Source organism: Arthrobacter sp. MDB1-55, assembly GCF_059092925.1.
The window spans coordinates 589,303-601,212 of sequence record NZ_JBNHID010000003.1; the positions used below are offsets into that span (position 1 = coordinate 589,303).

10 protein-coding genes are annotated in these 11,910 nt (G+C 62.6%); 7 read left to right on the top strand and 3 right to left on the bottom strand.

Annotated elements, in window-relative coordinates:
• Positions 1-121: 121 nt before the first annotated feature.
• Genes AC5RU3_RS14350 through AC5RU3_RS14360 form a run of 3 tightly spaced genes read left to right on the top strand, consistent with a single transcriptional unit; the run spans position 122 to position 3,443 of the window.
• On the top strand, positions 122-748 hold the full coding sequence (locus AC5RU3_RS14350) for a cyclodeaminase/cyclohydrolase family protein (RefSeq protein WP_309070190.1): 627 nt from the start codon (positions 122-124) through the stop codon (positions 746-748).
• Positions 745-1,620, top strand: a complete 876-nt coding sequence (locus AC5RU3_RS14355; protein WP_458116381.1) for a bifunctional 5,10-methylenetetrahydrofolate dehydrogenase/5,10-methenyltetrahydrofolate cyclohydrolase — start codon at positions 745-747, stop codon at positions 1,618-1,620. Before AC5RU3_RS14350 ends, AC5RU3_RS14355 begins: the two co-directional genes overlap by 4 nt.
• Positions 1,617-3,443, top strand: a complete 1,827-nt coding sequence (locus AC5RU3_RS14360) for an anthranilate synthase component I family protein (RefSeq protein WP_493965999.1) — start codon at positions 1,617-1,619, stop codon at positions 3,441-3,443. Before AC5RU3_RS14355 ends, AC5RU3_RS14360 begins: the two co-directional genes overlap by 4 nt.
• A gap of 26 nt (positions 3,444-3,469) precedes the next feature.
• Here the strand turns inward: AC5RU3_RS14360 and AC5RU3_RS14365 are convergent, their stop codons facing one another.
• On the bottom strand, positions 3,470-4,165 hold the full coding sequence (locus AC5RU3_RS14365; protein ID WP_309070187.1) for a GntR family transcriptional regulator: 696 nt from the start codon (positions 4,163-4,165) through the stop codon (positions 3,470-3,472).
• 375 nt (positions 4,166-4,540) lie between these two features.
• Here AC5RU3_RS14365 and AC5RU3_RS14370 point away from each other — a divergent pair, with 375 nt between their 5' ends.
• The gene (locus AC5RU3_RS14370; protein WP_493966000.1) at positions 4,541-6,574 is read left to right on the top strand and encodes a BCCT family transporter; all 2,034 of its coding nucleotides are present in this window, start codon (positions 4,541-4,543) and stop codon (positions 6,572-6,574) included.
• A 137-nt stretch (positions 6,575-6,711) separates the two neighbouring features.
• On the opposite strand, the gene AC5RU3_RS14375 is transcribed toward AC5RU3_RS14370, so the two are convergent.
• Positions 6,712-7,644: a LysR family transcriptional regulator gene (locus AC5RU3_RS14375; protein WP_458116378.1), complete on the bottom strand. Its 933-nt coding sequence runs from the start codon at positions 7,642-7,644 to the stop codon at positions 6,712-6,714.
• Between the two features lie 162 nt (positions 7,645-7,806).
• Between AC5RU3_RS14375 and AC5RU3_RS14380 the strand changes: the two genes are divergently transcribed.
• The 3 genes from AC5RU3_RS14380 (at position 7,807) to AC5RU3_RS14390 (ending at position 10,885) form a co-directional block, all read left to right on the top strand.
• Positions 7,807-9,111, top strand: coding sequence for an aromatic ring-hydroxylating oxygenase subunit alpha (locus AC5RU3_RS14380; RefSeq protein ID WP_309070184.1), 1,305 nt, complete (start codon positions 7,807-7,809; stop codon positions 9,109-9,111).
• Positions 9,108-10,523, top strand: a complete 1,416-nt coding sequence (locus AC5RU3_RS14385) for a ferredoxin reductase (RefSeq protein WP_458116377.1) — start codon at positions 9,108-9,110, stop codon at positions 10,521-10,523. The genes AC5RU3_RS14380 and AC5RU3_RS14385 overlap by 4 nt, the downstream gene beginning before the upstream one ends.
• Before the next feature lie 173 nt (positions 10,524-10,696).
• On the top strand, positions 10,697-10,885 hold the full coding sequence (locus AC5RU3_RS14390; protein ID WP_026544655.1) for a DUF1918 domain-containing protein: 189 nt from the start codon (positions 10,697-10,699) through the stop codon (positions 10,883-10,885).
• A gap of 94 nt (positions 10,886-10,979) precedes the next feature.
• On the opposite strand, the gene sucD is transcribed toward AC5RU3_RS14390, so the two are convergent.
• Positions 10,980-11,882, bottom strand: coding sequence for a succinate--CoA ligase subunit alpha (gene sucD, locus AC5RU3_RS14395; RefSeq protein ID WP_309070181.1), 903 nt, complete (start codon positions 11,880-11,882; stop codon positions 10,980-10,982).
• Positions 11,883-11,910: the final 28 nt, after the last annotated feature.

Genomic DNA, 11,910 nt, shown 5'->3' on the forward strand with positions numbered 1-11,910 from the left:
ACCGCGGTCCACCAGTGCAGGCGGCCCGGCCCCATCCCCTGCAACCAGGGGCCGGGCCGCCGTTGTTCCCCGGCACCTTCAATCCAGCCGAGCCGACTCGAGCTTTAGCCCAGGAAGACACATGATCAGCTCAGAAACAATCGACGACTACCTCACCCGGCTTGCCTCACGCGAACCCACACCCGGGGGCGGGGCCGCCGCGGCCCTTCATGCCGCCCAGGCGGCGGCTCTGGTTGCAATGGTCGCCAGATACACCACCGGCGGAAAATACGAACAGCATGCCGAACTCGTGAACAGAATCATCAGTGCCGCTGATGAGCTGGTGGCGCAGGCGCTGCGCCTATCGGACGCGGATCAACAAGCGTTCCAGGGCGTCATCGATTCATACAGACTTCCTTCCGGGACGGACGAGCTCAAAGCGGCACGGACGGCGCGCATCCAGGAGGCTCTCATCTCGGCCGCTGAAGTCCCCGCGCAGCTCGTCGGGCTTGCCGGTGCCATCGTGGATCTCGGATCCGAGCTGTTTGAAGTGGCTAATGCCAGTGTTATCAGCGACATTGCCGCAGCCGCAGATGCGGCCCGCGCGGCCGCAACCACCGCACGCGTCAACATAGACATCAATGTGGTGGCAGTCAAAGATCCCGCTACCCGTTCTCAGTTGGCTGAGCAGACTGACGGGCTCGAGGAGAAAGTCATCCTGGCGGCCGACTCCCTCGTGGAGCGCGTACGCGGAAGGATCCTCAGTTGAGCGCCGCACTTCTCACCGGCAAAGCACTCGCGGGGCTGATCCGGCAGGAGGCTGAGGAACAAGCGAGGAAGCTTGAGGCTGACGGGGTGCGCCCCACGCTGGGGGTAGTGGTGGCCACCGACGACAGTTCCACGCACTGGTACGTGCGGTCCATCAAAAGGGCCGCGGAAAGTGCGGGAATCAACTGCCGGATCGTGGACCTCGGTCGTGATGCCACCGGGCCCGTTGTCGCCTCCGTATTGAGGGACCTCAGCGCAACAGCGTCGGTACACGGCATCATCCTCCAGACACCTCTGCCTGCCGGCGTCCGGACCGAGGAACTGGTTGGCCATATTGCCCCCGAGAAGGACATCGACGGAGCGAATCCCCTGAGCCTTGGGCGTCTGGCTGTGGGCCATCGTTCGTTCGCTCCCGCGACAGCGCGCGCAGTGGTGGAGCTTCTTGACCACTTCGACATCCCCGTCGCGGGACGGAACGTCGTCGTCGTCGGGCGTTCCGCGGTGGTTGGAAAGCCGCTGTCGCTGCTGTTGCTGCACCGCGATGCTGCGGTCACGGTCTGCCATTCCCGGTCGGGGCCGCTGGAGAAATACACAAGGTCGGCCGACGTCGTGGTTGTCGCGGCAGGCCGTGCCGGCCTGCTGACCGGCAGCCACATCTCCAACGATGCGGTAGTGATCGACGTCGGCACAAATGTGCTTGCCGACGGCTCTCTCGTGGGGGACGTCGATGATGCCAGCGTGCGCGATACTGCCGCGGCTCTGACCCCGGTTCCAGGTGGCGTCGGTTCAGTCACTACCTCCCTGCTTCTCCTGCACACCATCGAAGCCGCGCGGGAGCAGTCAACCGCTCTGGTCCGGGAAGCTGTCGGGTGATCCACAGCGGGCACAACTGTGATCCGGTTGAACCCGTCGTCGTCTCCGTCCACGGGGCGGATACGCCCGAAGGGCAGGCGTTTGTTACCGCCCTGAGGAAGGCGCTGGATTACTCCTACAGGGTGCGGACGCTTGAGAACCACACCGGGGTGCACGCGTTGGGTGAGTGCCCGGACATTGTCTTTGAGTCCCCGGCCCCCGTTGAAGGCCGGCGCCCGGCGCTGCAGATACTCCTCGGAACTGACAGAGCCGCACCGGTTGATGTTGGTGCAGATGCTGACATCACGGTCGTGGATCCTCTGCACCCGGATGCGCCGCTGCGAACCGCCGAAGCCATGGCCTCACTGCCCACCCTGGATGCGATCGGCGGTCTGGGGACGCCCCTACCCGCACCCGGCCTCCAGCATGTGGAGCTGCTGGACTACCCGGACCCGGAAGCTGTCTTCCAGGAGTTGTACGGGCAGTCCGGTCACCGGGTCTGGCTGGACAGCTCGAACCGTGCGGCGGCGGATGCGGTGGAAGGACGAAACCGGTTCAGCATCATGGCTGACGATTCCGGCCGGCACGGGATGCGGGCACACCATGAAAACGGCGTGACCACTGTGGAGTCGAATCTCATCGTCACCCGGGTGCGCGGCCCCTTCTTTGCCTGGCTGGACAGAATATGGGGCCGCACTAGGGCGGCCCGGACTCCCGAGCTTCCCCCCGGGCTGGGGTTCGCCCTTGGCTGGCTCGGGTATCTCGGTTATGAACTCAAACGCGAATGTGGCGGCAACACCGTGCAGTCATCGCTGCCGGATGCTTCCCTGATTCGGTGCAGCCGTGCTGTGGTTTTTGACCATCGGACACGACGCATATACCTGCTGACGGAAAGCGGGCGGGAAGGCCAGCGGTGGTGTGAAGATGCTGCCCGGCGTATCCGACGCCTGCCTCACGTCCCGGCGCCCCTCACTAGCGGCTTGCCTACCGTGCAGTTCAGCGCGGCTGATTCCGGCGAGTCATACCTTCAGAAGATCGCTGCATCCCAGGATGAGATCAGGCAGGGGAACTCCTACGAGGTCTGCCTTACGACGCAGTTATCCAGCGACACCCACGGAAGTCTCGATCCATGGGAGTTCTACCGGAAGCTCCGCCGGGCCAGCCCTGCCCCGTTCGCAAGCTACATACAGCTGGGACCGGTCACCATCGCAAGCTCCTCACCGGAGCGGTTCCTCAGCATCACCGCAGACGGTCGGGTGCGTGCCGAACCCATCAAGGGAACACGACGGCGTGACCCGTCACCGACGGTCGACAGGCATCTGAAGCATGACCTGATGACTTCCGTCAAAGACCGGGCCGAGAACATCATGATTGTCGACCTGATGCGAAACGACCTGTCCCGCCATGCCCTACCGGGAACAGTATCCGTCACACGGCTTTGCGAACTGGAGACGTATGCGACAGTGCACCAATTGGTCAGCACCGTCGAGGCCACCATCGCGCCCGGACGCTCAAGGGCGGCTGTTGTGGCAGCCGCGTATCCGCCGGGATCCATGACAGGTGCTCCCAAGATCAGCAGCATGGATATTCTCGACAGACTTGAGTCCGAACCGCGCGGCCCGTATTCGGGTGTGGTCAGCTATTTCTCACCCAACGGCGCAGCAGATTTATCCGTCACGATCCGCAGTGCCGTGTTTCATAAGTCCGCCGCCGGCGTTCAGCGGCTTTCTGTGGGAATCGGTGGAGCGATCACAGCCGACTCCCATCCCGAGGAGGAACTTGCAGAAATCCATACGAAAGCCAGGGCCATCCTCGGCGTTCTCAGGACCGGCTTCCCCAGCTGAGCTGACGCTGTTTCCTTCCTCGGGCGTTACAGGACAGCCCTGATCAGCTCCTCGAAATCGCTGACGTGCTGGGTTGTCAGTCGGACTGCGGATTCGGAATCCCCTTCGGCGATACATTCGAGCAGTTTGATGTGTTGAGCGATATGCTCGGACACCGGCGGAAGCTTCTCCAACACCAGGCTCCAGATTCTCGTCGCAAGGTTGTCGTACCGGATGAGGACGTCCTCGAGGTGGCGGCTTCCCGTGGCCCTGTAGATCATCCGGTGCACCCGCATATCCAGCCGCATCAACTCCTTCTGGGACTGCATTTCCGGCAGACGGCGCGCCACCTCCTGCGCGAATTCCTTCAATTCCTGCCTGAGCTGCGGCGACGCCATCCGCGCCGCCCGCGATGCTGCTGCAGGCTCCAGCAGCTGGCGGATTTCGGATATCTCGGCGAGATCAGTGATATCCACGCCCGCTGCAAATGTGCCCCGGCGCGGATAAGCGACCACCAGGTGGTCGCTCTCAAGCCGTTTCATCGCCTCGCGGATCGGCGTCCGCCCTACACCCAGGCGCCTTGAGATGACCTCATCGTTGAGAGGTTCTCCCGGTTTGATGTCGAGCACGATCAATTCGTCGCAGAGAATCCGGTAGGCGTAGTCGGCGAACGATTCATTGTCATGCCTCGTCTGCACGTAGGAATCTTCTCCCCCCACTGCTAATTCGCCAACGTTTGCCATCCTCGAAGTCTCCTCCCGCACTACGGTGAACCTTGACGCAAGGCCCTTTGCGTACATGGTATGCCCATGACTGATATATCTGGACGGCGCGTGGCGATCACTTCAGGCGCCGCGGGGACTCCACTGTCCGCGGCCGGACGAAACGCTCGGACACATGGCTGCCATTAAGGAAAAGTCTGGACATGGCCCCAGTCCTGCCATATCATTTGCTGATATATCTATAAGATATCAAACCGTTTCGTGTTCCGGCACGAGACGTCGACGGCAGCACGATGATCACAGAATCGGACGAGGCCACCAACCTACCGCCCGGTCCGTCTCCCGAGGGTCTGCTTTCACCGCAGGCCCATGCCTCACCGAGCAAAGGACCCGCTCATGGCTTTTGATAGTGACCTGAAACCCCATACGCCCGAGGACATGCCTGCTAACAACGGGGTAGCAGCAGGGCCTCCGCGCAACGAAGGACCTGACAGTGGGGAGGCGAACAAAACAGTCATAACTGTCTCCGACGAAGCAGACAGTAATCCCGTCGCCCTTGACCCGGAGGAAGGAGGCACTGCGCCTTCGACGGACGACGAGTACCAGGAAATTCTCGAAGAGCTACGTCACGCCAAGACCGAGCGAGCCGTTGCGGATCGTCGGAACCATAAGCTCATTCTCGACAAGATCACGTTCGGGATCACAGGCGTCATTGCCATTGCCTTCGTTATCTGGGGCTTTGCGGGACGCGACAGTCTGGCCGATACATCCACAGGGGCCCTCAACTGGGTCATGGAGTACACAGGATGGCTGTTCATGCTCCTGGCATCGCTCTTCGTAATCTTCGTCCTGTGGTTGGCCCTGGGCAAGTTCGGCAATATCCCGCTCGGCAAAGATGGTGAAAAACCCGAATTCCGTACGGTCTCATGGGTCGCGATGATGTTTGCCGCCGGCATGGGCATCGGGCTGATGTTTTATGGAGTAGCCGAACCGCTTTACCATTACATCTCTCCGCCGCCCGGCACCGTGGACGGACGGACCCCCGAGGCCGTCCAGACCGCTATGGCCACCTCGATCTTCCACTGGACGCTCCACCCCTGGGCCATGTATGCAGTTGTCGGCATCGCTATGGCCTACGGCACGTACCGTTTGGGTCGCAGGCAACTCATCTCCGTCGCCTTCACGTCGATCTTCGGCATCAGGACGGTCGAAGGTCCAATCGGGAAATTCATCAACATCCTGGCTATTTTCGCCACCTTGTTCGGCACCGCTGCATCGTTGGGTCTGGGCGCTCTGCAGATTGGCAGCGGCATGACATCCAACGGTTGGCTGGGCGAGATTGGCACCCCCGTGCTCGTGGTGATTGTCACCATCCTTACCTTGTGCTTCGTGGCTTCGGCCGTCTCTGGCATCAGTCGCGGCATCCAGTGGCTTTCGAACATCAATATGGTCCTCGCCGTCGTCCTCGCACTGATCGTCTTCATCGCCGGACCGACCCTTTTCATCCTCAACCTCATCCCATCAGCGGTCGGCGACTACGCCCGCGACCTGGCCGAGATGTCTTCCCGGACTGAAGCGGTCGGTGACGAGTCCCTGCGTACCTGGATGACCAGCTGGACAATCTTTTACTGGGCCTGGTGGATCTCCTGGACGCCGTTCGTAGGACTTTTCATCGCCCGCATCAGCCGCGGCCGCACCATTCGCCAATTTGTTACCGGTGTGCTCTTGGTTCCCAGCGTCGTCAGCGTCATCTGGTTTGCCACCTTCGGCGGCGCCGCCTTCCACGTCCAGCAGGAAGCCGACGAGGCGAATGCCCCCGGCCTAGTCACCATGGTCGACGGGGCACCGACCGTCAATTTCGACGGAGCACTCTTCGACCTGGTCAAGAACCTGAGCATGCCTGACTGGGCTACCACTGCCGTTATTGTGCTGGCCATGGTCCTGGTCGCTATCTTCTTCATCACGGGCGCCGACGCTGCCTCAATCGTGATGGGATCGCTCAGCTCCAACGGCGCCGAGCAACCCCGCCGCGGAGTGGTCATCTTCTGGGGCTGCCTCACCGGCGCAGTGGCGGCGGTCATGTTGCTGGCCGGCGGCGATGAACCTTCGGAAGCCTTGAGTGGCCTGCAACGAATCACCATCGTGGCAGCCCTACCGTTCGTCATTGTCATGATGTTGCTCTGCTTCGCCCTCACCAAGGACCTGCGTCGCGATCCCCTGTCCTTGCGGCGTCGTCTGGCCACATCCGTAGTAGAGCGGGCCATACGTACCGGCGTGGAACAACACGGTGGCGTGCAGTTCGACCTCGTGACAAAGCACGACTGCGCCGAGAAGTGCCCGGATCCAGACTGCCTGGGAGCGAATCCGACAGGGAGCATTCCGACAGTCGAGCCCCGCATCCGTAGCCAGGCGGTTAATGACCGCGAATAGCGAGCCGTGGTAGCAGCTCACTTCGGCGGCACGCGGCTCTCCGGCCCGTGCCGCCGAGGCATGTCTGTACGGAAAAAACACCTACGAAGAAGATTGCTGCGCTTGTCCTAGCCACGCGGGCTTGTGTGCATCAAGCCTCAGAGATCGTCCTCGGGCCGGGCGGTGACGATCCGATTGGCGTTGACCTGGAGGATGCCGAGCGACTCCTGAATCAGGGGCGAGGTGATGCTGCCCTTGCGCACTGCAGCGACAATGCGGCGGGCGGGGCTGCCCTTTCCGGTAATACGCAATCGAACGACGTTTTCGGCACTGTGCAGGGGTGCCAGCCGCGGCAGGAGCCCCACGCCGAGCCCGGCACCAACGAAGGCAATTTGCGTTTCCCATTCAACCGCCTCGTGGGCGATGCGCGGCGTCACACCAACTGCCGTGAACGCCGCGGTGAAGAGGGAATGGTAGGTGGAACCGGCAGCCTCCGTGATCCAGGGTTCCGACGCCAGCTCTTCGAGCGTCACCATTTCCCGCGACGCTAACCGATGGTCAGAGGGCACGATCACATCCAGGGGATCGTCAAGCAGTGCGGTCTGCTCGAAGCGCGGATCGTCCTCCACATGGGTGTCGGACTGCATTGCGACGATAACCGCGAGGTCGATTCGCTCCGCAACCAACAGGTCGAAGCAGCGGGACGGATTGGCCTCAAGCACCTGCACCTCCAATAAGGGGCGTGTTGAGCGCAGCGTAGCGGCCAGCGGTGCGAGTAACCGCGCGGCCGCCGTGGAGAATCCGCCGAGACCCAGGTGGGATTGGACCTGGTCACCGGCTTCCAGGGCCGCGGCGCGCAGGCTCTCCCATGCCGCAACGAGACTGTCGGAGCCGGCCACGAGATGACGGCCAGTGGCGGTCAGCCGCACACCCCGTCCGTCCTTCGTCAGTAGCTGCATTCCAAGAGCGCGCTGGAGCTCTCTCAATTGGGCGGAGACGGCGGAGGGAGAGTAACCAGTGAGCTCTGCGGTCGCGCCAACGGTGCCGCATCGGGCGAACACCCGAAGGGTGATGAGTCGCGAATCAATCATGCACTAATTGTGCACCGTTACCTGCCAAAGTCTGCGCTTTTATCGCAGGGGGATCGTGTCTAATCTCATACCTATAACGATTCTGCAAACGCCCCGGTTGTGCTAAACGGCCCATGGTTTCCACGAATCCCCCACTTGCCCGCCCCTCCCGGGAGGAAATACATGTCTGCTCCAGTGAACGTGCCCCTGAATTCACGCGGAAAACTTGCCTCATCACTGCCTGCCGAGCAGTTGGCGGAAATCTCCGAGTTGTTCGCCTTCAGGCGCCAGGGGTACTCACTCGATGCCCCCTTCTACACCGATCCCACGATTTTCAGCATCGACATGCAGGCCATCTTTGGCCAGCACTGGATTTTTGCCGCCAGCATCGCTGAACTGCCGGAACCGGGCGACTACGTCACCGTCGACTACGGCCCGTATTCCCTGATCGTTCTGCACAATGACGACGGCGGGGTGAACGTCCTGCACAACGTGTGCCGCCACCGCGGCGCCCGCGTCCTGACCGAGCCCGCGGGGACCACAGGCAACCTGGTGTGCGGCTACCATTCCTGGACCTACTCGCCCGACGGCAATCTGATTCACGCCTCGGCACCCGGGGAGACGAAGTTCGACAAGGGCTGTTTCGGTCTCAAGCGTGCCCACAGCCGCATGGTAGCCGGATTGATCTTTGTCTGCATTGCGGACGAACCGCCGGCAGATTTTGACGAGACGTCCAAGATCTTCGAGCCTTACCTCGCGCCCCACGATCTGTCGAAGACGAAAATCGCCTATCAGCAGAACATCATCGAAGAGGGCAACTGGAAGCTCGTCATGGAGAACAACCGTGAGTGCTACCACTGCGACGGCCACCCGGAGCTAGCCTGCTCCCTCTTCCCCACCTGGGGCCTGACAGAAGGCCTCATCCCGGCCCATCTCGAGGAAGTGTGGGACCGCAACAAGGAAGCGCAGTCCTCGCTCGAAGAGCGTTGCCGCCGCTATGGCCTCCCCTACGAGGTCGTCGAGGAACTTGACACGCGCGTAGCGGGAATCCGCATCTCACGGGAATCGCTCGACGGTGAAGGCGAATCGTTCTCCCCTGATGGGCGCAGGCTCTCCAAAAAGTTGCTCGGTGACTTGCGGGACTTCCGCCTTGGCCGGTGCTCGATGCACCTGCAGCCCAACAGCTGGTTCCATTTCCAGGGCGACCACGTCATTACGTTCGGCGTCTTCCCCGTCAACGAACACCAGACACTGGTGCGCACCACCTGGCTGGTGGCCGACGACGCCGAGGAAGGCGTCGACTACGATCTCGAGAAACTCACATACACCTGGAAGCAGACGAACCTCCAGGACAAGGCGTTCGTGGAGCTGTGCCAGAGGGGCGCCGGCAGCCCCGCCTATGAGCCCGGCCCGTACATGAAGAGCGAATACCAGGTGGAGGCGTTCATCAACTGGTACGTGCAGCGGGTGCAGGAGCACTTGGCATGATTGAAATCCTCACGCAGGCGGCAATCCAGGAGCCACAGCGCATTCGCGGTCTTGAGATGCCGTGGAACAGGGTGCTGGGCAGCACCGAGGGACCTGCCCGTGCCGCCCACGCGTTGGGCCCCTGGCATCCGCAGGAGTTCATGGCGGAGTGTGTCGAGATCGTTCCCGAGGTGGGTGGCATGAGGACCTTCGTGTTCCGCCGCTGCGATGGTGCCCCGCTGGCGTTCCGTGCGGGACAGTACGTGAACGTTGCCTTTCCCGTGAACGGCGAGGACCAGGATCCGGTGGACCGCAGCTACTCCCTGTCCAGCTCGCCCACGCGGCCGTGGACGTTCGACATCACGGTCAAACGTGATCCCGCTGGACAGGTCTCACCGTGGGTGCACGAGAACGTCAAGCCCGGCATGGTCCTTGAGATGCTTGGACCGGTCGGGGCATTCCACCTGCCCGACGCCGACCGCCGGGCACGGTTTCTCCTGCTGGCCGCCGGTGCAGGCATCACCCCCATCATGTCGATGGTGCGGACCATCCACTCGCTGCCCGGGCAGGCCGATGTTGTGGTGCTCTACCACGGAGCCGCGGCCGGAGGCTTTGCCTTCCACCTGGAGTTGGCCTACATCGCCTCCGTCGACTCGCGGATCAAGGTTTTCTACTCCCTGGGCGACCGCAGCATGCCCGAGGGGTGGGAAGGGCTCACCGGAAGGCTGACGGCGGCCATGCTTGAGGAGGTTGCTCCCGACGCCAACGGTCGCCAGGTTTATGCCTGCGGCCCCGAAGGTTACCTGAACACCGCCACCGAACTCCTCAAGAAGGTGGGCGTGGATGACACCTCCATTCACATGGAATTCTTCTCCGGGGACCGCCAGACGATTCTTGAGTACCAGGCGGAGCTCGCGTTCGCAGTCGACATTGCGGAGGAAATCGCCGAGGAGATCGCCGATTCCGCCGAGGACTACTATGAGAGCCAGCCCGCCGCCTTCGGACTCTACGAGCCCGGCTATGACGCTGATGGACCCCTGGAGGCCACGGGGCTGCCGCTGGAAACCATTGGCCCGGATGCAGCCGGCCCGGAAGCCACAACCGGCGCTTCCGACGTGGCGCCGGAACCCGGGTCCCCCGACACCTCGAGCTTCGACACGGTCGGAGCGGGAAGCCTCACTCTGTCGTTCATTCGCACCGGCGTCAATGTACGCGTTGACCCCGACCAACACATCCTTGAGGTGGCCCAGCGGGCGGGGGTAAGGATCGGTGCGAACTGCAAGGAAGGCATGTGCGGCTCCTGCAAGGTCGTCAAGCTCTCCGGAGAGATAGAAATGAACCACCAGGGCGGGATCCGGGCGCGGGAAATCGATGCAGGCAAGTTCCTGCCCTGTTGCTCCACCGCGCGGACCGATATGGTGATCGATGCATAGCGGTTTCCACCGCTCCGGTTGCGAAAATCGTTGAAAACCATCCGCGCCAGTCATCCCACTCTTGGAAGAATCTCCCCTGCCCCTGGGGCCGGACTCCCTTGTACCAGGGGCAGACAGCACCACCGGGTGAGGCGGATACTAAGGGTGTCGGCACGCTTGGAGGAGGGTGGCGTATGAAAGCATCAGTCGGCGACCGCATCCTTGTTCACGGAGCTCACGTGGATGACGCGGAACGCGAGGGTGAAGTGCTGGAGACCCGCGGCGAGGGCGGCGCACCGCCGTACCTGGTCCGCTGGTCCAACGGCTCGGAGGGCCTGGTGTTTCCCGGTCCCGGAGCGGAAATCCGCACCACCGGTTCATGACCGGCAGCGGCAACAAACCCAACAACGACGGCGGCCGTTACCTTTCGCTAAAAAGGTAACGGCCGCCGTCGTACTGGTTTGCTAGGGGTGAACCCTAGAGCGCTGCGTAAACTTCACGCAGCAGGCGGGCTGTCTCGGACGGGGTCTTCCCCACCTTGACGCCGGCGGCCTCGAGGGCCTCCTTCTTCGCCTGTGCGGTGCCGGCGGAACCGGACACGATGGCGCCTGCGTGGCCCATGGTCTTGCCCTCGGGCGCGGTGAAGCCTGCAACGTAGCCGACAACCGGCTTGGTCACGTTGGCCTTGATGAACTCGGCCGCGCGCTCCTCAGCGTCGCCGCCGATCTCGCCGATCATGACGATCGCCTTGGTCTCGGGGTCGGCTTCAAACGCCTCGAGCGCGTCGATGTGGGTGGTGCCGATGACCGGGTCGCCGCCGATGCCGATGGCGGTGGAGAAGCCGAGATCCCGCAGCTCGTACATCATCTGGTAGGTCAGCGTGCCGGACTTCGAGACGAGGCCTACACCTCCCTTGCCCGTGATGTTGGCCGGGGTGATGCCGACCAACGATTCCTCGGGGGTGATGATGCCGGGGCAGTTCGGCCCGATGAGGCGGGTGATCTGCTTGCCGTTCTCATCCACGCGGGACTTCGCCAGCGCCCAGAACTCTGCGGAGTCCTGCACGGGCACGCCCTCGGTGATGATGACGACGAGGCCGATTCCGGCGTCGATGGCTTCAACGACGGCGTCTTTGGTGAACGCCGGCGGGACGAAAACGATGGAAACGTCAGCACCGGTTTCGGCGATGGCTTCCTTCACCGTGCCGAAAACAGGCAGGGTCACGTCACCGTGGGTGACAGTGGTACCGGCCTTGCGTGCGTTCACGCCGCCGACGACCTGGGTTCCGGCCTTGAGCATCAACGCAGTGTGCTTGGTTCCCTCGCCGCCGGTGATGCCCTGGACGATCACCTTGGAGTCTTTGTTCAAAAAGATAGACATATGTGTTCCTTAGTCCTGGAGTCGCGAC